This window comes from Marinobacter sp. L-80 (assembly GCF_056859395.1).
Genome location: NZ_JBSXOI010000046.1, coordinates 1 through 26627, shown reverse-complemented (window position 1 = coordinate 26627; position 26627 = coordinate 1). Strand labels below are relative to the sequence as shown.

The 26627-nt window shown below is 56.3% G+C and carries 23 protein-coding genes; 9 read left to right on the top strand and 14 right to left on the bottom strand.

The genetic code is table 11. The features are described from left to right. Positions 1 to 129 precede the first annotated feature (129 nt). The 3 genes from AC13E3_RS04350 to AC13E3_RS04340 are packed head-to-tail and all read left to right on the top strand — an operon-like array spanning position 130 to position 4456. A complete protein-coding gene (locus tag AC13E3_RS04350; RefSeq protein ID WP_482901751.1) occupies positions 130 to 1551 on the top strand; it encodes a mannose-1-phosphate guanylyltransferase/mannose-6-phosphate isomerase in 1422 nt (473 codons plus the stop codon). Continuing rightward, the gene (locus AC13E3_RS04345; RefSeq protein WP_405418521.1) at positions 1548 to 2453 is read left to right on the top strand and encodes a lysophospholipid acyltransferase family protein; all 906 of its coding nucleotides are present in this window, start codon (positions 1548 to 1550) and stop codon (positions 2451 to 2453) included. The genes AC13E3_RS04350 and AC13E3_RS04345 overlap by 4 nt, the downstream gene beginning before the upstream one ends. Beyond that, positions 2447 to 4456, top strand: coding sequence for a glycosyltransferase (locus AC13E3_RS04340; protein WP_482901750.1), 2010 nt, complete (start codon positions 2447 to 2449; stop codon positions 4454 to 4456). The genes AC13E3_RS04345 and AC13E3_RS04340 overlap by 7 nt, the downstream gene beginning before the upstream one ends. On the opposite strand, the gene AC13E3_RS04335 is transcribed toward AC13E3_RS04340, so the two are convergent. The 4 genes from AC13E3_RS04335 to AC13E3_RS04320 are packed head-to-tail and all read right to left on the bottom strand — an operon-like array spanning position 4415 to position 8407. Further along, positions 4415 to 5461: a polysialyltransferase family glycosyltransferase gene (locus AC13E3_RS04335; protein ID WP_405418517.1), complete on the bottom strand. Its 1047-nt coding sequence runs from the start codon at positions 5459 to 5461 to the stop codon at positions 4415 to 4417. The genes AC13E3_RS04340 and AC13E3_RS04335 overlap by 42 nt on opposite strands. A 34-nt stretch (positions 5462 to 5495) precedes the next feature. Then, the gene (locus AC13E3_RS04330) at positions 5496 to 6575 is read right to left on the bottom strand and encodes a CDP-glycerol glycerophosphotransferase family protein (RefSeq protein ID WP_053114330.1); all 1080 of its coding nucleotides are present in this window, start codon (positions 6573 to 6575) and stop codon (positions 5496 to 5498) included. Then, the gene (locus tag AC13E3_RS04325; RefSeq protein WP_273085663.1) at positions 6576 to 7694 is read right to left on the bottom strand and encodes a glycosyltransferase family 4 protein; all 1119 of its coding nucleotides are present in this window, start codon (positions 7692 to 7694) and stop codon (positions 6576 to 6578) included. Then, positions 7691 to 8407, bottom strand: coding sequence for a 3-deoxy-D-manno-octulosonic acid kinase (locus AC13E3_RS04320; RefSeq protein WP_008170870.1), 717 nt, complete (start codon positions 8405 to 8407; stop codon positions 7691 to 7693). Before AC13E3_RS04320 ends, AC13E3_RS04325 begins: the two co-directional genes overlap by 4 nt. A gap of 157 nt (positions 8408 to 8564) precedes the next feature. On the opposite strand from AC13E3_RS04320, the gene AC13E3_RS04315 reads away from it, so the two are divergent. Continuing rightward, complete coding sequence (locus AC13E3_RS04315; RefSeq protein ID WP_008170871.1) at positions 8565 to 9623, top strand: glycosyltransferase family 9 protein; 1059 nt, start codon at positions 8565 to 8567, stop codon at positions 9621 to 9623. A gap of 23 nt (positions 9624 to 9646) precedes the next feature. Here the strand turns inward: AC13E3_RS04315 and AC13E3_RS04310 are convergent, their stop codons facing one another. The 3 genes from AC13E3_RS04310 to glnE form a co-directional block, all read right to left on the bottom strand. Further along, positions 9647 to 10054, bottom strand: coding sequence for a DUF6165 family protein (locus AC13E3_RS04310; RefSeq protein WP_008170872.1), 408 nt, complete (start codon positions 10052 to 10054; stop codon positions 9647 to 9649). A gap of 87 nt (positions 10055 to 10141) precedes the next feature. Next, a complete protein-coding gene (locus AC13E3_RS04305) occupies positions 10142 to 11068 on the bottom strand; it encodes a branched-chain amino acid transaminase (protein WP_092032917.1) in 927 nt (308 codons plus the stop codon). Positions 11069 to 11145: 77 nt separating this feature from the next. Then, positions 11146 to 14052, bottom strand: coding sequence for a bifunctional [glutamate--ammonia ligase]-adenylyl-L-tyrosine phosphorylase/[glutamate--ammonia-ligase] adenylyltransferase (gene glnE / locus AC13E3_RS04300; RefSeq protein WP_482901749.1), 2907 nt, complete (start codon positions 14050 to 14052; stop codon positions 11146 to 11148). An 80-nt stretch (positions 14053 to 14132) separates the two neighbouring features. On the opposite strand from glnE, the gene AC13E3_RS04295 reads away from it, so the two are divergent. After that, the gene (locus tag AC13E3_RS04295; RefSeq protein WP_008170884.1) at positions 14133 to 15284 is read left to right on the top strand and encodes an ion channel; all 1152 of its coding nucleotides are present in this window, start codon (positions 14133 to 14135) and stop codon (positions 15282 to 15284) included. On the opposite strand, the gene AC13E3_RS04290 is transcribed toward AC13E3_RS04295, so the two are convergent. The 6 genes from AC13E3_RS04290 to typA form a co-directional block, all read right to left on the bottom strand. After that, a complete protein-coding gene (locus tag AC13E3_RS04290; RefSeq protein ID WP_008170885.1) occupies positions 15278 to 16141 on the bottom strand; it encodes a CYTH domain-containing protein in 864 nt (287 codons plus the stop codon). The genes AC13E3_RS04295 and AC13E3_RS04290 overlap by 7 nt on opposite strands. Positions 16142 to 16234: 93 nt before the next feature. Continuing rightward, on the bottom strand, positions 16235 to 16504 hold the full coding sequence (locus AC13E3_RS04285; RefSeq protein WP_008170887.1) for a hypothetical protein: 270 nt from the start codon (positions 16502 to 16504) through the stop codon (positions 16235 to 16237). 25 nt (positions 16505 to 16529) lie between these two features. After that, complete coding sequence (locus tag AC13E3_RS04280; protein WP_008170889.1) at positions 16530 to 16652, bottom strand: hypothetical protein; 123 nt, start codon at positions 16650 to 16652, stop codon at positions 16530 to 16532. A gap of 498 nt (positions 16653 to 17150) precedes the next feature. Further along, the gene (gene dtd / locus AC13E3_RS04275; protein WP_039881843.1) at positions 17151 to 17597 is read right to left on the bottom strand and encodes a D-aminoacyl-tRNA deacylase; all 447 of its coding nucleotides are present in this window, start codon (positions 17595 to 17597) and stop codon (positions 17151 to 17153) included. Between the two features lie 92 nt (positions 17598 to 17689). After that, the gene (pip, locus tag AC13E3_RS04270; RefSeq protein ID WP_008170892.1) at positions 17690 to 18652 is read right to left on the bottom strand and encodes a prolyl aminopeptidase; all 963 of its coding nucleotides are present in this window, start codon (positions 18650 to 18652) and stop codon (positions 17690 to 17692) included. Positions 18653 to 18764: 112 nt separating this feature from the next. Continuing rightward, positions 18765 to 20576 (bottom strand): translational GTPase TypA, encoded by a 1812-nt coding sequence (gene typA, locus AC13E3_RS04265; RefSeq protein WP_008170894.1) that lies wholly within the window; start codon positions 20574 to 20576, stop codon positions 18765 to 18767. 560 nt (positions 20577 to 21136) lie between these two features. Here typA and glnA point away from each other — a divergent pair. The 4 genes from glnA to ntrC all read left to right on the top strand — a co-directional run bounded on the left by glnA (position 21137) and on the right by ntrC (position 26010). Then, positions 21137 to 22540: a glutamate--ammonia ligase gene (gene glnA / locus AC13E3_RS04260; RefSeq protein ID WP_053114316.1), complete on the top strand. Its 1404-nt coding sequence runs from the start codon at positions 21137 to 21139 to the stop codon at positions 22538 to 22540. Between the two features lie 174 nt (positions 22541 to 22714). Further along, positions 22715 to 23239, top strand: a complete 525-nt coding sequence (locus AC13E3_RS04255; RefSeq protein WP_053114314.1) for a DUF4124 domain-containing protein — start codon at positions 22715 to 22717, stop codon at positions 23237 to 23239. A gap of 252 nt (positions 23240 to 23491) precedes the next feature. Beyond that, on the top strand, positions 23492 to 24586 hold the full coding sequence (gene glnL / locus AC13E3_RS04250) for a nitrogen regulation protein NR(II) (RefSeq protein WP_053114311.1): 1095 nt from the start codon (positions 23492 to 23494) through the stop codon (positions 24584 to 24586). Beyond that, positions 24583 to 26010 carry a nitrogen regulation protein NR(I) gene (gene ntrC / locus AC13E3_RS04245; protein ID WP_014575986.1) on the top strand — a complete coding sequence of 476 codons (1428 nt, stop codon included), beginning with the start codon at positions 24583 to 24585 and terminating at the stop codon, positions 26008 to 26010. Before glnL ends, ntrC begins: the two co-directional genes overlap by 4 nt. Positions 26011 to 26071: 61 nt before the next feature. Here ntrC and AC13E3_RS04240 read toward each other — a convergent pair whose 3' ends face one another. After that, positions 26072 to 26500, bottom strand: coding sequence for a DUF6701 domain-containing protein (locus AC13E3_RS04240; protein ID WP_139216055.1), 429 nt, complete (start codon positions 26498 to 26500; stop codon positions 26072 to 26074). Between the last annotated feature and the right edge of the window lie 127 nt (positions 26501 to 26627).

The window sequence follows — 26627 nt, the reverse complement described above, 5'->3', positions numbered from 1 at the left end:
AATTCCTGATATCAGGGCAATCAGTTTACGGACTGGTCAGAACAATATCATGGTTGCCTTATGATAAGATGGCGCGCCTGATTTTGATGTTTTTCTTGGCATTCTTTAACTCAAGCCCGGAGTGTACAGATGATTCACCCCGTCATTATGGCTGGCGGTACCGGCTCACGCCTTTGGCCGATGTCGCGCCAGCTGAATCCGAAGCAGTTCCTGAAACTGACCAACGGCCCCCTGTCGATGTTGCAGGCCACCGTTGCGCGGCTTGAGGGCATGGACGCAGCAAACCCTCTTCTGATCTGCAACGAGGAACACCGGTTCCTGGCTGCGGAACAAATGCGCCAATCCGGCCACGAGGATACGCGGATCATTCTGGAGCCCTGTGGCCGGAATACGGCGCCGGCGATTGCCTTGGCAGCGCTGCAGCTGACCGAGGCTGCAGAAAACGGTGCCGATGATCCCCTGATGCTGGTGCTGGCAGCCGACCACCTGATCAAGGACGTCACCGCCTTTCAGGAAGGGGTGAAAAAAGCGATTCCTCTGGCACGAGAGGGAAAGCTGGTTACGTTCGGCATTGTCCCGAACCATCCAGAAACAGGCTACGGCTACATTCACCGAGGCAAAGAGCTGGGGCCCGATAGCTATCTGGTGGATGCGTTTGTTGAAAAGCCGGACCAGGCCACCGCACATCGTTACCTCGACTCGGGTGAGTACTTCTGGAACAGTGGGATGTTCCTGTTTGGCGCCCGCCAGTACCTGAAGGAACTGGAAGCTCATCGCCCCGATATCCTGGCTGCATGCCGCGCCGCTATCGCTGATACCGCGGATGATCTTCATTTCACCCGGATCAACGCCGAGCGGTTCGCCGAATGCCCGTCAGACTCGGTGGACTACGCCGTCATGGAGAAGACCGACAAGGCCGCCGTGGTTTCCCTGGATGCCGGCTGGAGCGATATTGGCTCCTGGTCGGCGCTCTGGGAAGTCAGTGACAAGGACCCAGACGGCAATAGCCTGACCGGCGACGTGATTACCCATAACACCACTAACACGCTGGTCCGCGCCGACAGCCGGCTGGTGGCAACAGTCGGCGTGGACAACCTGGTGGTGATCGAAACCAAGGATGCCCTGCTGGTTGCCCATAAAGACAGCGTTCAGGACGTCAAAACCGTGGTGGAGCGAATCAAGACCGATGGCCGCCACGAACACATGAACCATCGGGAAGTCTACCGGCCCTGGGGCGTGTACGATTCCATCGACAACGGCGCCCGCTATCAGGTCAAACGGATTACGGTCAAACCAGGCGCCAAGCTCTCTGTGCAAATGCATCACCATCGCGCAGAACACTGGATTGTCGTCAGTGGCACAGCCCGTGTCACTAACGGTGATAAGACCTATCTGGTCACCGAAAACCAGTCGACCTTCATTCCAATCGGCCAGGTGCACTCGCTGGAAAATCCGGGGGTCATCGACCTGGAACTGATCGAAGTCCAGTCGGGCTCTTACCTGGGCGAGGACGACATTGTCCGTTACGAGGATCGGTACGGCCGGAAATGAGCAAGCTCAAGTATTTCGTCATTGCCGGGCTACTCAGAATCGCCGGCTGGTTATCGCTGGCCGGCGCCCAGCGGATAGGCCGCTTCGTCGGTTACCTGGTGTGGAGGCTGCCAACCAAGTCGCGACAGGTTACCGACACTAACCTGTCCATCTGCCTCCCCGAGCTTTCAGACACCGAACGGGCGGTTATGTCAAAGAGGTCCCTGGCCCAAACCGGCATGACCATGCTCGAAGTTCCTCTAATGTGGGAATGGCCGGTGGAGAAATGCCTTGGCCTGATCCGGGAAACTGAGGGGCTGGAACTGATCGACAAGGCCATGGCCGGCGACCAGGGGCTGATTCTACTTGCGCCGCACCTGGGTAACTGGGAACTGGCCGGGCTGTTCTTCTCATCGCGCTACAAGATGGCAGCGCTTTACAGCCCACCGAATATGCCCGAATTCGAAGATTATATGATCAAGGTTCGCGGCCGGCTTGGCTCTGAGCTGGTCCGGGGCGACCGTCGTGGCCTGGCCCGACTTGCCTCGATTCTCCGGGAAGGCGGTGTTGCCGGGATTTTGCCGGATCAGTCACCCCGGGGTAAAGGCAACGCCTTTGCACCTTTCTTCGGCATGGAAGTGAAGACCATGACCCTGGTGTCCAAGCTTATCCAGCGCACCGGCGCCAACGTGCTGATCACCTATGCGGAACGCCTGCCCGATGCTTCCGGATTCCGGATTGTGGTGCGCGAGACCGGTCCGGGCCTCGGCGACAAGGACCCTGTGGCCGCAACCACGGCCATGAATCACGCCATCGAACAGTGCGTGCGAGAAATCCCCGAGCAGTATCAGTGGGAGTACAAGCGCATGCGGCATCGGCCACCCGGCGAAATCAACCCCTACAACCCGGATCGCGTATGCTGAACCCCACACTGGCCTTCCATGCACTGTTGATCATCGGGTTTGGCGGCGCACTCCTGTCTTCGAGCATCCTGGCCGGCGCCACCCTTTTGCTTGCCATTGCCGGAATGGTGCTCAGTGCTCGGAAATCACTGTATAAAACCGGTTGGGACAAGCCCAAAGAGCTCAGGCTGCTGCACTTTTCCTTCTGGTTCTTCGTTCTGGTGAGTTTTATCTCCTGGGCCCAGGAAGGCTTTGATTATGAGGGTGGAAAAACGTTTGGCACGCACGCCCGGTTTATCCTGTTCTGGCCACTCATTGTTGCCATTAGCTATGCCCGCATCGGAGCCCGAACCACCTTCGCAGCCATCGGACTGATGGCAGTATCCATCATCGGGATTTTTCTCGTGACCGTTGCTGCCCGCCAGGGCGCGCTTGGTCAGGTGCTGAATTCCCGTTTCGGTGGCGGGATCAACCCGATCAGCTTTGGCAATCTCGCCCTCCTGGGCGGCATGTTGACGATCGTTGCTGCCATGTTTTTTATCCGGGACAAACGGGTAGGCCTGGCGATACTGTTTTTCACGGGTGGAACGGCTGCGGCCCTGATCTCCATGCTGTCTGAAACCCGCAGCAACCTGGTTGCTCTGCCATTTCTTCTGGTCGCGCTGGTGCCGCTGCTCAGCAAAAAACTTCGAGTTGCCGGATTAATTGTTGTGCCACTTATCGTGGCCGGCGCGATTATCACCAGCGACCGCATGTCCACCTCACTCAATGGTTTGCTCCATGATGGCCAGCTGGACTCCGGCATGGAAATCCGCCTGGAAGTATGGGGGCAGGCCTTGAATATGCTCAGAGAGAATCCTTGGTCCGGCGCAGGCCTCGGCGGGTACACCCATAAAATTGAAGCAGAAGTTGCAGATGGCAATCTGCCGAAGTACTTCCTGGACTGCTGCACCGGGCATGCCCATAACGATCTGCTGAACAACGCCGCAACCAGTGGCATTCCGGGCATTCTCAGCTGGGCCCTGCTCATTTTCATTCCACTGGCCATCTTTGCCAGAAATCTGTCCAGCCGCCACGCAGCAACGGCCCACCTTGCGGCAGCCGGTTGCATGATTTCTATTGGCTACTTCTTCTTTGGCCTCACAGAAGCCACCTTCAATCGGACTTTGTTCCTAACTTTCTACCTTCTGGCAGTTGCATCGATCGCCTCCGCTATGTTCACAGAGTTGAGCGCGTCCTATGTTCGAGCCCGGGCGCGGAAGGTTTCGGCGACCATCATCACCAAAAATGAAGAAGACCACATTACCGACTGTCTGAAGTCAGCGAGGCTGGTCGCCGACGAAATCATCGTTCTGGATAGCGGCAGTACTGACAGAACTGTCGAACTGGCCAGACAGCTGGCCGATGTCGTTGAAGTCACCGACTGGCCGGGTTTTGGCATCCAGAAGCAGCGCGCACTTGAGAAAGCGACCGGTGAGTGGGTACTGTCACTGGATGCCGATGAGCGTGTCACACCAGAGCTGGCAAGGGAAATCAACGATCACCTGGCCGATCCCGACGCGGACGCCTACAAGCTTCCCTGGGCAGTAACGATTTACGGCAGCCGCCTGGATTTCGGACGCAGCGGCCGAGCCCCGCTCCGGCTGTTCCGTCGCGAGGGAGTAAGCTTTTCGGACGCCCTCGTCCACGAGCGGATACTGATTCCGTCCGGACGCAAGATCAAAACCCTGAGGGGCCGCCTGACACACTATACACACAGGGATTTCGGCCACTCGCTGGAAAAAAGCGCCAAGTACGCCTGGCTTGGCTCACTGGAGAAACATCGCAAAGGCAAGAAGACCCGCACCATGATCTACCCCACCCTGCGGGGCCTGATGACGTTCGTGCAGGTGTACTTTATTCGGTTCGGGTTTCTGGACGGTGCTGTGGGCTATCTTACCGCTGTGACGTACGCACAGGTAACGTTCAACAAATATGCCGGGTTATGGACTCTGGACCGGCCGGCCCGCTTTGAAAAGCCGTGACCCCCGAAGGAGCGTCGTTTCCACGCCGACGCTCCCGAACATACGCCTTATTTCGTCATAGTAAGGAAGCCGGGCGCCCAGAGCGGCATCATCGATCTGGAACACCCGGATTTCCGGGAATATCTTTTTCAAGGTAAACAGAGCGGTTGAAGCAAAGCTGTAGAAAGCGAGATAGATTTCCCCGGACAGGGCCACTTCGACCTCGATCGGACGACCGGCCTGCCGTATCTCGAGCGGAAATTCTGCCAGCAAAGCCTCCAACTCTTCCCTGCTTTCCTTTCGGTGCATGAAGTACACCACGCGGCTATCAGGATGACGCTCCACCACGTGCTGGATTTGCAGTTTCAATTGCTGAAGCCGATCCTCACCACCAAAGGGTTGGCCAAGGAACCCGACCATGGGCGTCTGGCTATTGTCACAGGGCGTTTTTTTGAAAGTTTTACGAAACACCGGGAAATCGTGAACGCGCACCTGGACAAGCTCGGAGTTCGGTAACGGAAAGAAGGAGAAGAATGCGATCACCTCCGGAACAACACGATGGATCCTGATCCCCATGGTTCGCAAAAGTCGCTTCTTGGCCGGTGAAATCCGGGAGGCGATGCCCTCGTCGTGAATGGCATGGTAATAGGTTACTGTTGCCAAGCCGTCATCCACGAAAATCAGCTGTTCGCTGTCGAACCCCCGATAAAACACTTCGTGAATCCAGCTGGATTTGTTTCCGATAAACAACCTCTCAATAGTTCGCTTTGAGAGACTCCTGGCAACTGACCCCAGACGAAGGTAAAAGGAACTCTTTTTAAGATAAATGGTTTCGATGCCCTGCCAGCCCAACGCCTCGGCCAGGAAAGCCATTTGCCCCTCGGTCTCGCGGTTATCAGGTCTAGCAATGATGAGAAGTGTTTTTTCGGAGTCGCAGCCATAGTGGTAACGAGCCTCGGAGCAACTGATCAGTTGCAGGGGCGTACTCGCAACAAAGACATTGATTGGGCTTGCGGCGCTGATCAAATCATTCCTTTCCTGGCCGGGATCTTCGCTTGGTCTATCCTGAGCTTTCAGGTGCCATGCGTGCAAGTTCCTTCCGCAACCGACGTCGGACTTTCAGTTTGCGTAAAAGGTTTATCGGCTTTGGCTTGAGTTGGCTACGCTTGTTGATCAGGAAATCCTCGACCGCATCAAGAACCCGCTTGCTGGAACGACCATCCCGGAAACTGTGCAACTGGTCGCAAAGAGCTCGCGTTTCTTTCATCAGCGGATCGGGATACTGCACCGCCTCTTCGAGAGCTTTCTCAACGCCCGCCACTTCCTGGACATCGATCAGATAAGGCCCCGGCATTTTGGTTCTGAATGTGACCACCGGGCGATCCAGGAACATGAACTCGAACATGATGGACGAGGTGTCGCAGAGCATCACATCAGCCTGCGGCAGCAGAGGCAGCAGATCTTCATCGCTCTCGACAAAACGAAGGTTCTCGCCACTCAGCTTGCGATACTGATCCACTACCGCGGGATCCATTTTCGGATGAAGCGTTACAATGAACTTCCAGCGACCACTTCTGGAGAGCTCGCCGATCTTCTCCACCAAATCCGGAGCTGACGTAACGGACCGGCTGAACGTTGAAGCGTAAAAAACAACCGGCAACTCATTTTCCAGACGGTTTCTCTTCCCGATTTCATTCCGCGACAGCAATGGATCGAGCTTTGGCCAACCTGTGTGAGCAACCCCGAAATGCTGGTACCGCTCGGCCAGTTCACGGAACTTTTCCGTGTCTTTAAGGGCATGCGTACAGTAAAGATCGAACCATCCCCGAATTCGGTAATGGTCACTTTCATCTTCGCTGCTATGGCCCCGCTTGTTGCGCGCCATGCCATGGAATACCTCAACCTTGATTCCGGGAAAAAAGTAGGGCACCCAATCACCGGGAACGAAGGTCGCATCCGCGTTGTAATCCATGACCTCTTTTACGGAAACGAGACGGCGCTCATCGGCCTGAAGCGGAGCTGTTGAGCACCCGGCGACGAACCAGGCAGCCTCATCGCCCCGGCGCCGTATCTCTTCCTGCAGCGGTCGCAGTATTGAATAGGAATAGGGTTGGTTTACAAAAAACAGGTACCGGCGCATTCAAGCCCTGCCCGTCAGCGATTTGTATAGCTCACCCGTCTCAGTGACGGTCTGTGAGGTGTGAAAATGCCGGGCTATCCGTTGCCTCGCAGCCTGCCCAAGAGAGGCCGCCAATTCACGATCGCGGTAAAGCCGCTCAATAGCCGCTGAAAGCCCGGGAGCATTTTTCGGTTCAACCACAATACCGCTGACGCCATCTTCCACCAGCTCCGGCATACCGCCAACACTGGTCACTACCGGCGTCACTCCGTAGACCATCGCCTCGATGACGGCACGGGGCAGTCCTTCCCTTTCCTTCGAGGGAAGCACAAACACATCACTGGCCGCCGCTATGGCCGGCGCATCGTTGCGGTAACCTGTAAAGTGAATCCGCTCGGGGTGAGAAGTGGCAGCGGCCTGCGACTGAATCTCTTCGTTATCAATAACGTCTCCCACCAGCAGCAAATGTATATCTACATCCTCAGGCAGCTTATCGATCGCTTCAATCAGGTCATCGAAGCCTTTTCTCGGGGTATTTCTCCCGGTGCAGCACACCACGAAGGCATCTTCCGGAACACCAAACTGTGTCAGGTCGGCCTTAGGCGATTGATACCAGTCCAGGTCGTGCCCTTTGTAGATTCTCTGAAGCTTCCGTTCAGGAATGTGCATCCACAGAAACCGGAGGCTGGCCAGGTAATCCTTGATGGCATCAGCGACACAGACAATCTTGCTGACGCGAGGATGCAGGAAGGTAATCCAGGATTCCGGATTGAGAAAACTGATGTTACCGATCACACCACGATAGGCGACGATCTTGATATCCGTGCCCCGGGAAGCCCGTAATCCGCATGCCAGGGCCCGGGGATTATAGGCATGAATGACCTCGTAGTTTTTCTTGGCCAGTTGTTGGCGGATGGACTCGGTGCCCTCTTTGTCAAAGCGGTTCTTCAAGGCCATGGGGCAGGCAACCATGCCCTCGTCGACAAGACGCTGATAGTTCCGGCCCTTGGGGTTACACATGACGTCGACGTCGAACCCGGCCTTTCTGAGCCCGATAAAGAGTTCAGTCTCCGGACGATCACAGGCATCCGTAAGACAAAGTATCGACGGAAGCGATCCGCCCTGTTGTGGATTGGTCAAGTGGCCATTCCCCTGTTGTATCCGTTCATGAAATAACTCCAGGTTTTTGCCCGTGCGTCTTCTCCGGCCACCTTTACCAGCGATCGCGAGAAGCGATCAAGATTGGCCTCTTTCCAGCGCGCCGGGGCACTACCAGTCATCAACCTGCTCTTGTCGAAATCAATCAGAAAGTATTCGTTGCCCCGGACCAGTACATTGAAGCAGTTCAGGTCCGCATGCATGACGCCGGCGTCGTGAAATCGACGAATGGTTTCTCCAATGGACGTCCACGCCTCATTGTCCAGCTCCGAGATAAGGTCAGCCAGGGGCGTAGTGTTCTCCAACCGTTCAATGATGATGGCGGCCCGGTACTGAATTGGCGACAGTTTGCGATACCAGGCCGCAACAGGACAGGGTACGGGAAGCCCCTGGCTAACCAGTTTGTTGAGCAACCGGAACTCTGCAAAGGACCGCACATACTCCTCGCCGGTGAAGGCATAGGCGTATCGCGCAAATTTCGCCATCAACCCGCCCCGGCGATATTCTCGAAGCACCAGTCTGTCCTCTCCGGCCTGCAAAAACCAGGCGCCGCCGCGGCCCCCGCTGCTTACCGGGCGGGCTTGATTGCCCCAAGAGGCGGAATTGAACCAGTCCTCGGTAACCCTGCCCTCGTAATCCGGGTGAATCAGCATTGCCGAAGCCCTTTCCCGGATACAGATTTCAGACTCCACCATGCTGGGCCCCCGGTCACCGAAATTGAAAGAAGGCACGTACTACCCACTCACGCCGGGACGGAAACGCGCGAGTAAGTTAGAATGACGGCCAGTTTACCAATGATTGCCGACAAAGCTCCACAGCACCAGGCCACAACCTGAACCGGATCAATATCTGATGAACTCCATCTGCATTCTTCGCCTGTCCGCCATCGGCGACGTGACTCACGTAATACCTGTCGTACTGAGCCTCCAGGAGCAGCTTCCCGGCGTGAAGATTACCTGGGTTATCGGCAAGATCGAAGCCAAGCTGGTTGGCGATCTGCCCGGCGTTGAGTTCATTATTTTCGACAAAAAGACTGGTCGCAAAGGCTACGCTGAGCTTCGCAGACAAATGACGGATCGCAAGTTTGACGCGCTGCTTCACATGCAGGTGGCTTTCCGAGCCAACCTCGCCGCTGCCTGCATTCCGGCCAGAGTCAGAATTGGCTATGACAAGGCCCGCAGCAAGGATCTGCACAGCCTGTTTATCAACCACCGGATCAAACCGGCACCGAAGCAGCACGTGCGAGACTGCCTTGCCAGCTTCCTCGAACCTTTGGACCTCAAGGCCGCGCCGCCGCGCTGGCAGATTCCGTTGAAGGATTCAGACCATGAGTTTGCGCGCGAGCAACTGGCTAATGACCGCAAGAACCTTGTAATAAGTCCGTGTGCCAGCCACACACTGCGTAACTGGCCCGCTGAGCGTTACGCACAGCTGGCTGATCACGCGATTCAGAAGCACGGTATGAAGGTGATTCTGGTGGGCAGCCCCGCCCCGTTCGAGGCCGAGTACTGCGCCGCCATCGAAGCCGCAATGAAGGAAAAAGCGCACAACATCTGCGGCAAGGACACCCTGAAGCAACTGACAGCGTTAATGACCCATGCCGACCTCGTGGTAGCGCCCGATACTGGGCCGGCACATATCGCCAGTGCGGTGGGCACCGATGTCCTTGGGTTGTTTGCCGCAAGCAATCCTTACCGCTCCGGGCCCTATAATTCTCTGGACTGGTGTGTGAACCGGTATCCTGAAGCACTGGAGAAGTTTACCGGCAAAACGGTGGAACAGGCCCGGTGGGGGGCGAAAGCAGAGTTCGAGGGGGCGATGGACCTGATCACGGTTGCAGATGCCACGAATATGCTGGATCGTTGGGTTGAAGTTAACCCGGTGGCCAAAGCTGAAAGCTGGGTCAGATGAAAGCGTTCATCTGACCCAAAATTTCACTTCCGTGCGGTGTAGTCCTGGTAGGACTTCTCTTCCACGAAACGAGACCCCAGGGCCAGGTTGACCTCTTTTTTGATCGCAGCGCGCTTGTCATTGGTGACGTATACAGCGCGTGCCAGCTCAATAAATCTCGCGCCAAAGTCCTGGGCGGCTTCCTGATCCCGAATATCGTCTTCAATCACCCACAGCTCTTCGTTGACCGCTTTCAGCTGCTTGCGGAGATCGGCGATTTCAGCAGCCTTGTCCTTTACCGCCTCGTCCCAGGTAGCGCTCAGCTCATCAAGCTCAAGCCGGACATTCTTGACCTTCGTTTCATCCTTGATGCGCTCGGACTTGATTTCGAGAATGGTGATTTTGTCCAGCACCTCGCCAAAAGATACCGGTACCTTGATAACGTCTGCCATTTGCTCGTCCCGCCAGTAAACAGGGTGTGTTAAACAACAAAGCCGCCGGGCTGAAACAGCAAACGGCGGCCTGTAATTATTCTGGAATCAGCCTTTAACGTGCGTCAGCCAACCGCTGTGCTCAGCCAGCTTGCCCTTGACTGCATCAAAGTACATAGCCTGAAGCTTCTCGGTCACCGGGCCACGCTTGCCGGCACCGATCACACGGCCATCCAGTTCGCGGATCGGCAGCACCTCGGCCGCTGTGCCTGTGAAGAAGGCTTCATCGGCGATGTAGACCTCATCGCGGGTAATCCGGCGCTCCTTGATCGGAATGTTGAGCTCGCGCGCAAAATCCATGATCGTGGCACGGGTAATACCCTCCAGGCAGGAGGTGAGTTCAGGCGTATGCAGCACACCATCACGCATGATGAAAATGTTTTCTCCGGAGCCTTCGGCAACGTAACCTTCGTTGTCCAGCAGCAGGGCTTCCTCGGCACCACCGGAAATGGCCTCGTTCAGGGCCAGCATCGAGTTAATGTAGTTGCCGTTCGCCTTGGCCTTGCACATGGTGATATTGACGTGGTGACGCGTGTAGGAGGACGTGCGCACCTTGATCCCCATTTCCTTCGCTTCCGGTGACATGTAGGAAGGCCAGCTCCAGGCCGCAACCATTACGTGCACCTTCAGGTTATCAGCCCTGAGCCCCATACCCTCGGAACCGAGAAACGCCATTGGGCGCAGGTAGGCTTCGTCAAGATTGTTTTCCCGGATCGCCGCACGCTGGGCTTCGTTGATCTCGTCCTTACTGAACGGCATTTTCATGTTCAGGATGTGGGCGGAACGGAAAAGACGATCCGTGTGCTCTTTCAGGCGGAAAATGGCCGGGCCATTCGCGGTGTTGTAGGCCCGCACACCTTCAAAACAGCCCAGGCCGTAATGCAGGGTGTGAGTCAGGACGTGGGTCTTGGCATCCCGCCAGGGAACCATTTCACCATCCATCCAGATAACGCCATCGCGATCAGCCATCGACATTCTTCATTGCTCCTAAAAAAGCGTTTTTCGGGGGAACCGGCATTCTAGCAGGAAAATCTGCCGGAATTGAATTTGCCTCAGGCCTCAATCATCACTTTTTTCCACATGGCGCGGATGTAGTCACGCTCTTGTGAGAAGGCATCACCCTCCACCTGACTATTGAGGTTCTGAAGCGCCCGCCGGTGAATCGTGGAACGCAGGGCGATGAAGGTTTCCCTGAGTTTTTCGGCATCTTCGACCGCCATCACCCCGGCGCGCCCCAGCTCCTCCATCTGGCGAATGTTATCGGACCACTGGGTCAGCTCCGGGTGCTCAGCGGACCACGCCAGCATCAGGTACTGGACGATAAACTCGATATCAACGATGCCGCCGGTATCATGCTTGATATGAAACACCTCGTCCTGCCGGCTTTCCGGCGTGGCCAGACTGGCCCGCATCTTCTCCCTCATTTCGACCACCTCGTTCCGGAGTTTCTCACGGTCACGGGGCTGACAAAGGATCTCGTGGCGTATGGATTCAAAAGCTTCAAGGGTCTCCGTGCATCCGGCAACACCCCGGGCCCGGGCAAGCGCCTGATGCTCCCAGGTCCAGGCGTCCTCGCGCTGATATTTTTCGAAGGCCTGCAGAGTACTGACCAGCAGCCCGGAGTTACCGGACGGCCTCAAGCGCATATCAACCTCATAAAGCTGCCCCGAGGGCGTCTGGGTGTTGAGGATGTGGACGATCCTTTGCCCAAGCCGCGTGTAAAAAACCGCATTGTCGATGGGCTTTTCACCGTCGGTGGCCAGCTCCGGATCAGCTTTGTGCACAAACACCAGGTCAAGATCGGAGGTATAGCCCAGTTCGATCCCGCCCAGCTTGCCATAGCCAATGATGGCAAAATCGGTTTCACAGGCGGAGCCATCTTCCCGGCGCGGATAGCCGTGGCGGCTGACCAGGTTGGCGAAGGCTACGTCCACCACATGATCCAGAACAACCTCGGCGATCCAGGTGAGGTAGTCACTGACCTTCATCAACGGTAATGTGCCTTTCAGTTCGGACGCCGCAACCCGCAGGATATGGGCTTTCTTGAAATGCCGCAGTGACTCCATCTGCTCTTCCAGATCCTCAAACGGAATCCGAAGCATCTGCTGGCGCAAATCATCCTGCAATTCTGCTTTCGCGGGTGGGCTGTACAGGCTCTCGGCGTTCAACAGCTCATCCAGCAGGAGCGGTGTTTCCGCCAGCTGCCTGGCAATCCAGGGGCTCTCACTGCACAACCGCACCAGTTGGGTACAGGCGCCCGGATTTTCCAGCAGCAACACCATGTAGGCCGTGCGACGCAGTATGGCTTCCACCAGCTGCAACACCCTGGACAGGGTCTCGGACGGGTTATCAACCTGGGTGAGCGCCTCAAGCAGCATGGGCATGAACTGATTGAGTCGCCGGCGCCCCTGGGTCTGTAGATTCTGAACAGTCCTGTTTTCACGAAGTTCAGCCAGCTCCGCCAACGTAGCACCGGGGTCTTCATAGCCCCGTGATTTGAGCCAGTCGGCGGCGGCCGCCTCTTCCATTTCGGAAAGCCAGAGCTCGAACCACCCTTCTTCGAGGGCCCCCTGCCCCTCATCTTCGTCATCTTCCGTGGTAATAATGTTGGAAAAATGCGTGGCGACCCGCTCCCGGTGTTCTCTGAGGCACTGTTCGCACGCCTGCCAGTTCTCGAAATCCATAATTGTGGCGACCCGTGCCCGGGACAGCTCATCTTCCGGCAGCAACTGGGTTTGCTTGTCTTCCATACCCTGGAGCGCATGCTCCAGGTTTCTGAGAAACACATAGGCGTCGCGAAGCTCACCAACCACCGGCGACGGCAACAGCTCGAGCTCTTCCAGCTCTTTCAGGATGACCAGCAGCTCCCGCTGCTGAAGCTCCCTGTCCCGGCCACCGCGAATGAGCTGGAATGCCTGAACCACAAACTCAATCTCACGGATACCGCCGCTGCCGAGCTTGATATTGTTTTCCAGTCCCTTGCGGCGTACTTCGCGGCCGATCATGGCTTTCATGCTGCGAAGGGATTCAAAAGCGCTGAAATCGATATACTTCCGATAGACAAAGGGGCGCAGGCTTTCCATGAGAACCTTCCCCGCCCTCTGATCGCCGGCGACCACACGGGCCTTGACCATGGCATATCGCTCCCAGTCCCGCCCCTGGTCCTGATAGTAGGTTTCCAGAGCAGCAAAACTCAGCGCCAGCGCGCCACTCTGGCCATAAGGCCGGAGACGCATGTCCACCCGGAACACAAAACCATCTGCCGTAATCTGGTCCAGAGCCTGGATCAGCCGCTGGCCAAGGCGAACGAAGAACTGCTGATTATCCAGTGAGCGCCGCCCGCCAACGGTTTCCCCCTTGCTCGGAAAGGCAAAGATAAGATCAATGTCCGAGGAGACGTTCAGCTCCCGACCACCCAGCTTACCCATACCCAGAACCACCATTTTCTGGTCGGTTTCCTGGCCGGTTACCGGGTCAGCCCCTCGAGGCGTACCGTATTGCTCGCAGGCGTCCTGGTATAGCCAGCTGAGCGCTCCATCAATACAGATATCGGCAAATACACTCGTCGCCGACATGGTCTCAGCCAGGTCTGCCCATCGCATCAGATCCCGCCATATAATCCGGAACTGGGTCTCCATGCGGAATTGTCTGAGGGCCGAGTGCAGGCCAGGCTCACCATCAACTTCAGAGAGATACTCTTGCCATCGACTTTCCAGATAATCCGGAGTGGTTGGCTCAGACAACGAACGAGAGGCCATCAATGCCTCTACCTGATCGGCATGGCGTTCCAGAGTCTGGCGAAGGAACAAACTGCGGGAGATCGCCGTAGCCACTAAGGTGTCATCCATACCCTCCGGTGAGGTCAACCAGGCCGGAACCCCTTCCGGGAACACTGATTCCCAGCACCCGGCGACATCATCCGCCAGCGGTTTCGGAAGGCTGTGCCATGGCTCGGACATAATGCAAACCCCTGTCTCTCTGTTATATTTCGGGTACTGTATAACGAACTTACCCGCAACTGAACAGGCCGCAGACACGGATGCAACGAAACCGCCGCCCACTGAATCCGGAGCATCAGCAAACTCACCTGCCCATGGGCGGGATGATTCGGAGCCGGATGAAGCGCCTCTTTGCGATCCTGGGAACACTGCTATTGGTGCAGGTCCTGATCATCTGGGCGGTCGAGGACCTGGAACTATTCGAAGCCGCCTGGCTGACCATGACCACGCTGGTAACGGTCGGCTATGGCGATTACGCACCCCAGACGATGATCGGGCGGTTCAGCACCATTGTGCTGATGTTTATCTCCTCAATTACGCTGCTGACACTGATCGTCAGCGACTATATCGAATACCGGTTCTACCGCCGGGAACGTATTTTGTCGGGAAGGTGGATCTATAAAATGAATAACCACATCATCATCATTAACACGCCCCAGCACGGCGGCGACCAGTATTTTATGAGATTTGCTTCCCAGATTCGGGAGATTCCAGGGTACGAAACCATTCCAATCATGATTCTGACCCGGAAGTTTCCAATGGGGCTACCCACCGAGCTCTCGGACATCGGGGTGGTGCATCACCACGGAGCAGGCTTTGATCCAGAGGCGCTGAAGGCCGTCCATGCAGGCAGCGCGAGGCATATCATTGTGCTGGCCGCAGACGAAGCGGACCCATTTTCAGACAGCCTGACGTTCGATATTGCCCACCGCCTCACAGAAATCAATCTGGGCCATCGCACCATTGTCGAGTGTGTAAACGACCAGAACCGTGGGCGCTTCAAATCCCTCGGAGTGCGCATTGTGCTCCGCCCAGTGAGAACATACCCGGAGATTATGGTTCGTTCTGTGGTTGCACCCGGTTCCGAGAAAGTGCTGGAAGATATGTTCAACTACGAGCATGACCACCCTCATCGTTATGACTTGCAGCTGGACGACCTGAATTGGGCCGACATCGTAAGCGCTCTGGTACGCCATGGCATTGGCACCGCTCTCGCCTACATTGATGAAGATGACGAGGTTATCTGTCATCCGCCAACCAACGAAGAAATCGAAGGCAAGGGGCTGATAGTACTGGTTAAATCTTCTGAAACACCGGAGGTCTCTGTGGTGCAGGAAGCACTGGAGCGGTACCGGGCATTCCTGAAGCAGTGGCGCGCCCATTCCGCGGATCAGGAAACCGGCGATTACTGACCGGCAGTGGCAAGCTGTAACTGGAGGACACCCAACGTCGTGGAGCCTTCAGCGAGATCACGAATTGCAGCGCCCGTGGCCAGATCAGACATCACACACTCCCAGAGTTCACCGCACCCTGCGGCGCCAGCCGCATTTGCGACGCGCGACAGGTCGTATTCCTGTGCAGGAAACGGCTGATCCAGCAACCAACAGACACTCAAGGCCTGAAGGAATTCGGTAATGGAAAGCGCCTCGCTTTTACGCGCCGGCTCCGGGTGATACAGGCCCGCCAGAAAATAGCCCTGCTCGGCCTTACTGACCAGATTCAGGAAAACCGGCACTTCCCTGGCCAGCTCGAGCGCCCAAGCCACCAGCTTGCTGTCGTCCCCACTCTTGAGCTCAAACTCCACCTCGTGGAGCGGCCACCTGGCATCATTGCCGGCCACAGTGCCGGAATCGACTGCTATCTCAATGGAAGTCTGCCCTTCTTCCAGCCAGAGCACCTGGCGCTGAAAGTTGGTTTCAAACACAATCTGGAGCCGGCTGAGGTCCAACCCGGCATTCAGCGGTGTGTCTTCCAGTAACGACAAAGCCAGTTCAGGACTGGATACAGGCCACTCCCACTCCTCGCGTCGGTGGGCGCCATCAACGAATTCGCCCCGGGTTTTCAGGGTCTGGATATAGTCATCACCTGCTTTGCGAACCCTCAGCGCAGCTTTGGCTCGATTCAGATCGGCATTGGGCGTGTCGAAATAGTGATTGATCAGGGATTTGGTTTTTCCAGCTCGGACTTCAGGAAGTGAGGAAAGCCACTTTAAAGCCTGTGCCTGTGCGGCCTCAGAAACACTGAGCTTGATTTCCAGTTCGGTTGCCATGCCAATGCCTTATTTTTCGGGATTCATAAACGCAAAAAACCGGCGACCCTGAGGTCGCCGGTTTTCATACTACAGGATTAGCCGATTGGCTGATCAGAAGTAGTAAACACCACCAACGGAAGCGATAGAACGCTCGCTTTCGTCAGCAACGCCGTATACACCGTCGTCACCGCCACCGAGGTAGCCTTCGAAGTACACATACATGTGGTCAGACAGGTTGTGCAGAGCCTGGAAGGTTACGGTAGAAGTTTCAGTGTCGTTGGCGTCGTCAGCCAGGGGCGAATTCGTGGTCGTGCTAAACACCGATGGTGGAACCGTTGTCAGCGTGCTCAACTTCAGAGCTTCCGCCTTTGACGCTGTCATGGTACAGAACGTACTGGATGTTACCTTACACGGTCGGCATGGAATCCATTTTGGCTGCCAGCTCGGAAGCAGACATGGTTTCCTGGGCCAGCGCGGAGCCAGAGAACGTTGCGACTGCGATAGCAGATGCGAGGAGCGTTTTTTTCATGTTGCGCCTTCCTTTTTGAGTTAACTCAGGTTTTAGCGACGGGTTCTTATCCCGATTTTGTAAGGCTTCACCAGTCAGGCTGGATGAGGCCGATTCTGCATCACCCTATGTCAGTTTTATGACAAAGGAGTAACTTTTCTTCTTTTTCGAATAAATCTTGCAGATTCCAGATCTATACAGCTCAATCACTTATCGAACTTTCTTAAAGTTCTGGATGATGAAAATGCTTTAATACAATCATTCTCATTTTGCAAATTAACTGCAGTGCGTTTTTAGCTCTTTTGGCACCAGAAACGCAATCATTTATGCAATTTTGTGCTCGTGAGCTGCGTTACAGTTGCATATCAAATCCGAGGCCAGATTTTAACAAACCCCTTATCAACAAAACTTAGACTGAAAAAACCCTTGGATCGCAACGACTCCGAGGACATTTCCGCACCATTAAAGGCCGGCATGACCACCCGCGCACTACAATAGCGCAAATACTTATACACTCTGTTATCGAGTCTCGAGCATGAACGTGACGGGCCCGTCATTCACCAACCCGACCTTCATATCTGCGCCAAATCTGCCCTCACCCACCTTTTCCGGCCCCAAACCGGAACGTGCTTCTACCACAAACCGTTCATACAGCGTGTTGGCGGCATCCGGCCCCGCTGCAAGAGAGAAGCCCGGCCTGGTTCCGGAGGACGTATCCGCCGCCAAAGTAAACTGGGAAACAACAAGAAGGGAACCACCGATATCCAGCAGGCTACGATTCATCCGGCCAGTCTCATCGGGAAACACACGATAAGTGAGGATTTTTCGGCAAAGCTCCCTTGCCTCGTGCTCGCTATCTCCCTTTTCCACACCCAGCAACAGCAAAAGGCCTGTGTCGATCGAGGCTATCTGCTCACCGTCCACGGTAACACTGGCTTGCGACACTCGCTGGATCAATCCTTTCATTCACTGCCTTGAGGACGTTTGAACAGGCGAACATTAAGATCGGGCAAGAGTGTATCCGTGGCCATTACGGGCCGCAACCCTGAAAACGGGATTCAGCCAGCACTTTTTTCAGTTTTCGCGACAACGGACTCAACACCGCGGATGAGGGCATCAACAATCGCCGGCTCGGAAGCCGAGTGGCCGGCGTCGCGAATGATCTGGAATTCCGCTTCCGGCCAGGCCTTGCTGAGTGCCAGCGCATTCTCCAGAGGGCAGACCATATCGTATCTGCCGTGGACGATTATTCCGGGAATGTCCGCCAGGCGGCCTGCATCGCGAATGATCTGGTCCGGCTCGAGAAAGGCCGAATTCATGAAATAGTGGCATTCAATGCGGGCCAGGGCGATGGCCACATGAGGATGGCCAAAGTGCTCAACGACCCTCGGGTTCGGGTGCAGCGTCGCACACCTGCCCTCCCAGACCGACCAGGCCTTGGCCGCCTGGATCTGCTCCAGCTCGTTGGAACTGGTCAGCTTGCGATAGTAGGCCGAAACCATGTCAGCCCGGTCGGCTTCCGGAATCTGCGCCTCGAAGTCAGACCAGTAATCCGGGAACACCCGGCTCGCCCCCTCCTGATAAAACCAGTGAATATCCCGCGGCCGACAGAGAAAAATCCCACGAAGAACCAGTCCCGACACCCTTTCCGGATGGGCCTCGGCGTATACCAGGCTGAGAGTCGCCCCCCAACTGCCACCAAATAGAAGCCACTTGTCGATACCGAGAAACGAACGTACCACTTCCATGTCTTCAACCAGCTTGTCCGTGCTGTTGCCTTCGAGCTCTGCCAGGGGGCTGGACCGCCCGGCGCCGCGCTGATCCATCAGAATGATCCGGAATCTCTCAGCGTCGAAAAAGCGCCGATGGTAGTCTTCACAGCCGCCACCGGGGCCGCCGTGGACCACCAGGACAGGTATCCCGTCCGGGTTCCCGCTTTCCTCAACGTAGAGTTCATGGGGAGGATCAACGGCTATGCGATGCTGGGCATTGGGCTTGATTTCCGGGTAGAGGGTGAGCATGAAACGCTCCGCGTGAAGGATTTAACCGGAGTTTAGCTTAACACCATAAAAAAAGGGCCAGATGAAAGATTCATCCAGCCCTTGTTACCCATGCTCGATAAGAGCCGGGCGGTTACTTCTTGTTGGCGCGCTTGCGCTCGTTTTCGGTCAGAAGTTTCTTGCGCAGCCGGATGGACTTCGGCGTTACCTCAACCAGCTCGTCGTCATCAATAAACTCAAGCGCCTGCTCAAGGGTGAACTTGATCGGCGGCACGAGACCAATGACTTCATCCTTGCCAGAGGCCCGCATGTTGTCGAGCTTTTTGGCCTTGGTGGGGTTGACCACCAGGTCGTTGTCCCGGCTGTGAATACCACACAACTGCCCTTCATAAATTTCCTGCCCCGGATCCAGGAACAGCTTGCCACGGCTCTGCAGGGTTTCCAGAGAGTAGGTAAAAGCGGTACCCGTAGCCATAGAAACGATGACACCGTTCTGGCGACTGGTTACATCGCCAACTTTGATCGGGCCGTAGTGGCTGAAAGTCGAAGTCAGAATGCCAGTGCCTGAAGTCATGGTAAGGAAGGTGTTCCGGAAACCAATCAGGCCCCGGGCTGGAATGGTATAGTCCAAACGCATCCGGCCCTTGCCATCCGGAACCATATTGGTCAGGTCGCCTTTACGCAGCCCCATTTGCTCCATGACGGCACCCTGATGCTGCTCCTCGATATCAACAATGACGTTCTCGTAAGGCTCCTGCTTCACGCCGTCAACTTCGCGGATAACAACTTCCGGACGACCAACCGCCAGCTCAAAGTTCTCGCGACGCATGTTTTCAATCAGTACAGACAGATGCAACTCGCCACGACCGGATACCTTGAACTTGTCCGCGGAGTCGCCCTCTTCAACACGCAGCGCCACATTGTGCAGCAGCTCCTTTTCAAGGCGCTCCTTGATGTTCCGGCTGGTGACGTACTTGCCTTCCTTGCCGGCAAAAGGCGAATCGTTGACCTGGAAGGTCATGGACACGGTCGGCTCATCCACCGTCAGTGCCGGCAGAGCTTCAACGTTGGCCTGATCACAAAGAGTGTCAGAGATAAACAGCTCGTCCATGCCACTGACACAGACGATGTCGCCAGCCTGAGCTTCTTCGACTTCAACACGCTGAAGACCGGAATGTCCCATGATCTTGAGGATACGGCCGTTACGCTTCTTGCCGTTGGCGCCAATGGCGGTTACCGGCGAATTGGTCTTGACCTTACCGCGCATGATACGACCAATACCGATCACACCGAGGAAGCTGTTGTAGTCCAGCTGGGAGATCTGCATCTGGAACGGGCCATCCGGATCCACGTTCGGCGCCGGCACGTGGTCAACAATCGCCTGGAACACGGCATCCATGTTGTCATCCAGGTTTTCGTGATCCATCCCGGCAATGCCGTTCAGAGCGCTGGCAAACACAATCGGGAAGTCCAGCTGCTCATCAGTGGCTCCCAGGTTGTCAAACAGGTCGAATACCTGGTCCACGACCCAGTCTGGACGAGCGCCGGGACGGTCAATCTTGTTAACCACGACGATCGGGCGCAGGCCCGCGGCAAATGCCTTCTGGGTAACAAACCGGGTCTGAGGCATGGGGCCGTCAATGGAATCAACCACCAGCAGCACGCAATCGACCATGCTCATGACTCGCTCAACCTCACCGCCGAAATCAGCGTGGCCCGGGGTGTCCACAATATTGATATCGTAGTCGTTCCATTTCAGGGCCGTGTTCTTGGCCAGAATGGTAATGCCCCGTTCTTTTTCCTGATCGTTGGAATCCATGACCCGCTCGCTATCGAGCTCCTTCCGATCCAGGGTGCCGGATTGGCGCAAGAGCTGGTCTACGAGGGTAGTCTTACCATGGTCAACGTGGGCGATGATGGCGATATTACGAAGTTTTTCAATCACAAAAATATTCCTGCGGCATGCACTCAATGACCTGAGAAGGTCTATCGCAGGGAGAATCCCAGCACATGCCGTCTCAAATCCGTAAAATGAACTCATTCACCGGAGCTGGCTGCCCGGCACCCTGCATGGTGCTTTCCGATCCACGATCAAGAAATGACAGGGTAAAAAATGAAGCGGCGCGCAGTATAGCGAAAAGTCTGTGTCGTTAATATGAAGAAAAACGCCTATTCTCTACACTAAGCACTCGCACTCATTTAGGGCGCATAGCCAATAAATGCACCAACGCGGTGCACCAATTAAGTGCAAGCGACCAGCCCAGAGCTACTAATTTCTCGTGAACATGCCCCAAACCCTTGCAGTTGCGCTGTTCTGGAGCATGCCCTAAAAATTGGCAAGCGCCTTGCTTTATCGAAATCAGCCGAAATTTGCAGGTAAGACGCAACGGCATTTGCTAAGCTGCGCGAACCTGAGAAACAGATCGGAACCCGTTTATCCGGGCGATCCGGCACCACGAACATGAATACAGCCGCCTGTGCGGTATAACTTACGGAGCATGCACAATGTCCAAGACAGTTGATTTGATCAAAGAACACGAAGTCAAATGGGTTGACCTGCGCTTCACCGACAGCCGCGGTAAAGAGCAGCACGTTACACTGCCTGCCACCGAAGTGGATGAAGACTTTTTCGCAGACGGCAAGATGTTTGACGGCTCCTCAATCGCGGGCTGGAAAGGCATCAACGAATCCGACATGATCCTGATGCCGGACGACGAAACCTCCGTTCTTGATCCCTTCACCGAAGAAACCACTGTCAACATCACCTGCAACATCGTAGAGCCTTCTACCATGCAGGGTTATGAGCGTGACCCGCGTTCCGTTGCTCGCCGTGCCGAGGAATACCTGAAGTCCACCGGCATCGCCGATGGCGCGCTGTTCGGCCCGGAGCCGGAGTTCTTCGTGTTTGATTCCGTGAAGTGGAATGTAGACATGCAGGGCGCTTCTTACCATATCCACTCTGAGGAAGCCGCCTGGGTATCCGGCGAAGATTTCGACCGCAACAACATCGGTCACCGCCCGGGCGTTAAAGGCGGCTACTTCCCGGTTCCGCCGGTGGACAGCCTGCACGACCTGCGTGGCGCCATGTGTGCCGCCATGGAATCCATGGGCCTGGAAATTGAAGTACACCACCACGAAGTCGGTACTGCCGGCCAGTGTGAAATCGGCGTTGGCGCCAACACCCTGACCCGCAAGGCTGACGAAGTACAGATTCTCAAGTACTGCGTACACAACGTGGCCCACGCCTACGGCAAAACCGCCACCTTCATGCCCAAGCCGGTGGTTGGTGACAACGGTTCCGGCATGCACGTACACATGTCCCTGAGCAAAGACGGCAAGAACCTGTTCGCAGGCGACAGCTATGCCGGCCTGAGCGAAGCGGCACTGTACTATGTTGGTGGTGTTATCAAGCACGCCAAGGCCATCAACGCCTTCACCAACCCGGCAACCAACAGCTACAAGCGCCTGGTTCCGGGCTACGAAGCACCGGTTATGCTGGCCTACTCCGCCCGCAACCGTTCGGCCTCCATCCGTATCCCGTACGTGAACAGCCCGAAGGCGCGTCGTATCGAAGTTCGCTTCCCTGACCCGGCGGCCAACCCGTACCTGGCGTTCGCGGCGCTGATGATGGCCGGCCTGGACGGCATCCAGAACAAGATCCACCCTGGCGATGCCATGGACAAGGATCTGTACGACCTGCCGAAGGAAGAGGCGCTGAGCATTCCGAAGGTTGCCGAAACCCTGTCTGAAGCCCTGGACTGCCTGGAAGCGGACCACGAGTTCCTGACCCGTGGCGGCGTATTCACCGAGGACATGATCGCGGGCTACGTGGATCTGAAGCGCGGTGAAGTCGAGAAGCTGAACATGACCACTCACCCGGTCGAGTTCGATCTGTACTACTCCTGCTAATATCTCTCTTTAGAGAGAAAGCAGACAAGCCCCGCCCTCGTGCGGGGCTTTTTTTTGAGCAAAAGCACAGTGCCTGCAGCCCTTAACGATATGTAACCAACATCCGGGGCTGCAGACGTTGAAAAGACCCCGGGCGCCACCGATAATCGGGGAAACCCAATAACAGGTGAGCTTATGAATCCAAAGTCTGGATTGGTTACCGGCCTTCTGTTTTTTCTGGCGATTCCGGTCTCGGCCGAGGTTTATCGCAACGTTGATGCCTACGGCAACGTCACCTATTCTGACGAGCCCAGCGAAGGCGCTGAAGCGGTAGAGGTCAAGCCGGTCACGACGATCACCCTGCCCAAGCCAGAGGCTGTGCAGGAAACCGAAAAGCTTCGTGAAGAAGTTCAGCGAGAAGGCGCTGCCTACGAAAGTCTGTCCTTCGCCTATCCGGATAACAACCAGGCGTTCTACAGTGGCAGCGGCGATGTCCAGTTCGAGGTGCGCAGCACCCCCGGCCTCCAGCCCGGCCACAAATACGAAGTGACCCTGGACGGGCAGCCTGTCGGGCAAAGCACCTCCGGCTCAATCACCGTCAACAACGTGTTTCGTGGAACCCATGAAGCCCGGGTCCATATCGTGGATGAAAACGGGGTTCAGGTAAAAACCGGCTCACCGATTACCTTCACGGTTCACCGTCCTTCCGCTCTGAACTAGCCAAGCCGCCCACATATCCGCACCATTTTGGTGCGATAGCACCAAAAAGCAGCCATACTCTGATCAGCAACGGGGCGCATTTTCCGGACTGATCAGAGGCTTTCTTTCCATTTGCACCAGCTTACGGCACTTTTCCGCGCCAATGTCCCCTTTTGCCCGCACTTTGCTCATTCATTTGTGAACCTGGCTAAAGTGGTTCGCTTTTTGCAAAACTCCGGAGGTCACACTTTGTCGAACCAACGGGATTCACGCATGGCATTGCCTTCGGCCCAGCAAAACGGATACAAGAGCATTCTCGACAGCCTGACTACGGCCGTCCTGGTGCTCGAGGATAATCTGAGCATTCAGTATCTTAATCCGGCCGCCGAAAGCCTGTTCGAAACCAGCATGACCCGAAGCCAGGGCCAGCCCTTCCAGGACATTCTGGTCGAGTCCGAAGACGCCCTGAAAACCCTGTTTGCCGCCGTCCGTAACGGGCAATCCTACACTCGCCGCGAAGCCGAGTTTCTGCTCGCCAGCGGCTCCCGACTCACTGTGGATTATTCCGTAACGCCTATCAGCCTGGAGCCGACGGAACTGCTGATCGAAATCCAGCCCAGGGACAGGCTGATGCGGATCAGCCGTGAGGAAGACATCATCTCCCAGCAGGAGACCACCCGTATCCTGGTGCGGGGCATGGCCCACGAGATCAAGAATCCGCTGGGCGGCATCCGTGGCGCGGCCCAGCTGCTTGATCGTGAACTCAGCAGTGAAGACCAGCGGGAATACACTCGGGTCATCATTGACGAGGCAGACCGCCTCAGAAGCCTTGTTGACCGGATGCTGGGCCCCAACAAGGCACTGAAGCTGGCGCCGACCAACATCCATGAAATACTGGAAAGAGTTGGCACACTGCTCGAGGCTGAGAGCAAAGGGCGACTGAATTTCAAACGGGATTACGACCCCAGCATTCCGGAGTTCAAGGGTGACAAGGAACAACTGATCCAGGCGTTTCTAAACATCGCCCGGAACGCAATGGAAGCGGCCTTCGAAAACCAGGCGGGGCATAGTTCCGAGGAACCGCCGACTATTACCTTCCGCACCCGCACCCTGCGTCAGTTCACCATTGGCAACCGCCGCCACAAACTGGTGTGTCGGGTCGACGTGATCGACAACGGACCCGGAATTCCGCCGGAGCTGGTGCAGAACATTTTCTATCCGATGATCAGTGGCCGTGCCAGTGGCACCGGTCTGGGGCTTTCCATCACCCAGAGCATCATCGGTCAACACCGCGGACTGGTTGAATGCGAAAGCGAACCAGGCCGAACCGACTTCATCATCTTCCTGCCTCTGGAGGACACCCCATGAGCCAACCGGCGAACGTCTGGATCATAGACGACGACCGCAGTATTCGCTGGGTGCTGGAGCGCGCCCTTAACCAGGCCGGTATGCAGCCCCGAGTTTTTGACAGTGGTGAAAGCATCATGATGCGGCTGGAGCACGAACAGCCGGATGCCATCGTCAGCGATATCCGCATGCCCGGCGTTGACGGCATCACCCTGCTTTCCCAGATTGTGGACGTTCACCCGGACGTGCCCGTGATCATAATGACCGCCCACTCGGACCTCGAGAGCGCGGTGACCAGCTACCAGACCGGCGCGTTTGAATACCTTCCCAAGCCCTTCGATGTGGATGACGCCGTGGCGCTGGTCAAACGCGCTGTGGCCCATAGCCACGAGAAGCGGGCCAGTGGTGAGCCTCAGGCCGAGATGGCCCAGCGAAACGCCGAAATTATTGGTGAAGCACCGGCCATGCAGGAAGTTTTCCGCGCCATTGGCAGGCTGTCCCACTCCAATATTACCGTGCTGATCAACGGCGAGAGCGGCACAGGCAAGGAGCTGGTGGCTCAGGCACTGCATAACCACAGCCCCAGGGCCAACCACCCGTTCATTGCCCTGAACATGGCCGCTATTCCAAAGGACCTGATTGAATCCGAACTGTTTGGCCACGAAAAAGGCGCCTTTACCGGTGCCGGCGCCGCCCGACAGGGTCGTTTTGAACAGGCCAACGGCGGCACCCTTTTCCTCGATGAAATCGGCGACATGCCCGCGGACACCCAGACCCGACTATTGCGGGTTCTGGCCGATGGCGAGTTCTACCGCGTAGGTGGCACCACCCCGATAAAGGTGGATGTGCGCATCATCGCGGCAACGCACCAGGATCTGGAAAAGCTGGTCCAGGCGGGCACCTTCCGTGAAGACCTCTTCCACCGCCTGAACGTTATTCGCGTGCATCTGCCAAAGCTGGCCGAGCGGCGGGAAGACATCCCCCGCCTGATGCAGCACTTCCTGAAACGGGCCGCAAAAGAGCTGGCCGTAGAGCCGAAGATCCTGCGTGAAGAAGCGGAAGAATACCTGACCACCCTGCCCTGGCCGGGCAACGTCCGCCAGCTGGAGAACACCTGCCGCTGGCTGACCGTCATGGCCAGCGGTCGCGAGATCCACATTGATGACTTGCCCCCGGAATTGCTGCACCAGGCAGAAACACCGACCACCGGGACAACCTGGCAGGAAGGCCTGAAAAACTGGGCCGAACAGGAACTCAAGCGGGGCAAGAAAGGCATTCTCGATACGGCCGTGCCCGAGTTCGAGAAAATCATGATCGAGACCGCCCTGAAGCACACCGGCGGCAGACGCCGTGATGCGTCAATACTTCTGGGCTGGGGACGGAATACGCTGACCCGGAAGATCAACGAACTGGGGATGGACCATCCGGAACACGAAGACGACTGACGATTGGCGAACCGCCGGGGTTCGTTGATGTTTTGGGGCAGGACTCAGGTCCTGCCCTTTTTTATCGTTCCTGCCAGTAGATCACTCTGTCGTGGCCCCGATAGACGCCGAATGTCGCGGTTGCTTGCGGATTTTCCTCAACACCGTCGCCGTCGAAGTCAGACTGCCAATATAGAGGCACGGGATATTCAACCTGAACATTACCGGTGTTACCTTCTCCCGGCGCAGTGAGACGGATCGGCGCTCCAGCGGCAGGCCGACCGCTATTGATTGTCCCTGAATTGGCATCCACGGAGGTGTTCGGAGGTATGTCCGTTATCACCGCATCAGCGGTATTGTAAGCCCAGCAAATTTCATCACTGTGCAGCTCAAAATCAGTCCCGTTCCAGATCTGGACTTCAAACGGCATCGCCAGATCGAGGGTTTCAGGGCCATAAGCGTTCTCTAAAACCATTCGACCATAACGAATTGAAGCGGTTGGGTAGGGCACGTGCGCCTCACAAAGAGGTTAGCCGTTGCCCCCCCACCGAACCGTACGTGCACATTTCTATGCATACGGCTCTCCAACAAGCTTTTTCCGGAAAGCGCGTAGGTCGGGTAGTGTCCCCTTGTGCAGA

Excerpts from the sequence above, each read along its gene's own strand:
- AC13E3_RS04350 (WP_482901751.1), top strand. The coding sequence starts at position 130 with ATGATTCACCCCGTCATTATGGCTGGCGGTACCGGCTCACGCCTTTGG.
- AC13E3_RS04345 (WP_405418521.1), top strand. The coding sequence starts at position 1,548 with ATGAGCAAGCTCAAGTATTTCGTCATTGCCGGGCTACTCAGAATCGCC.
- AC13E3_RS04340 (WP_482901750.1), top strand. The coding sequence starts at position 2,447 with ATGCTGAACCCCACACTGGCCTTCCATGCACTGTTGATCATCGGGTTT.
- AC13E3_RS04330 (WP_053114330.1), bottom strand. The coding sequence starts at position 6,575 with ATGCGCCGGTACCTGTTTTTTGTAAACCAACCCTATTCCTATTCAATA.
- AC13E3_RS04320 (WP_008170870.1), bottom strand. The coding sequence starts at position 8,407 with ATGGTGGAGTCTGAAATCTGTATCCGGGAAAGGGCTTCGGCAATGCTG.
- AC13E3_RS04315 (WP_008170871.1), top strand. The coding sequence starts at position 8,565 with ATGAACTCCATCTGCATTCTTCGCCTGTCCGCCATCGGCGACGTGACT.
- AC13E3_RS04310 (WP_008170872.1), bottom strand. The coding sequence starts at position 10,054 with ATGGCAGACGTTATCAAGGTACCGGTATCTTTTGGCGAGGTGCTGGAC.
- AC13E3_RS04305 (WP_092032917.1), bottom strand. The coding sequence starts at position 11,068 with ATGTCGATGGCTGATCGCGATGGCGTTATCTGGATGGATGGTGAAATG.
- glnE (WP_482901749.1), bottom strand. The coding sequence starts at position 14,052 with ATGTCCGAGCCATGGCACAGCCTTCCGAAACCGCTGGCGGATGATGTC.
- AC13E3_RS04295 (WP_008170884.1), top strand. The coding sequence starts at position 14,133 with ATGCAACGAAACCGCCGCCCACTGAATCCGGAGCATCAGCAAACTCAC.
- AC13E3_RS04290 (WP_008170885.1), bottom strand. The coding sequence starts at position 16,141 with ATGGCAACCGAACTGGAAATCAAGCTCAGTGTTTCTGAGGCCGCACAG.
- AC13E3_RS04285 (WP_008170887.1), bottom strand. The coding sequence starts at position 16,504 with ATGACAGCGTCAAAGGCGGAAGCTCTGAAGTTGAGCACGCTGACAACG.
- AC13E3_RS04280 (WP_008170889.1), bottom strand. The coding sequence starts at position 16,652 with ATGAAAAAAACGCTCCTCGCATCTGCTATCGCAGTCGCAACGTTCTCT.
- dtd (WP_039881843.1), bottom strand. The coding sequence starts at position 17,597 with ATGAAAGGATTGATCCAGCGAGTGTCGCAAGCCAGTGTTACCGTGGAC.
- pip (WP_008170892.1), bottom strand. The coding sequence starts at position 18,652 with ATGCTCACCCTCTACCCGGAAATCAAGCCCAATGCCCAGCATCGCATA.
- glnA (WP_053114316.1), top strand. The coding sequence starts at position 21,137 with ATGTCCAAGACAGTTGATTTGATCAAAGAACACGAAGTCAAATGGGTT.
- AC13E3_RS04255 (WP_053114314.1), top strand. The coding sequence starts at position 22,715 with ATGAATCCAAAGTCTGGATTGGTTACCGGCCTTCTGTTTTTTCTGGCG.
- glnL (WP_053114311.1), top strand. The coding sequence starts at position 23,492 with ATGGCATTGCCTTCGGCCCAGCAAAACGGATACAAGAGCATTCTCGAC.
- ntrC (WP_014575986.1), top strand. The coding sequence starts at position 24,583 with ATGAGCCAACCGGCGAACGTCTGGATCATAGACGACGACCGCAGTATT.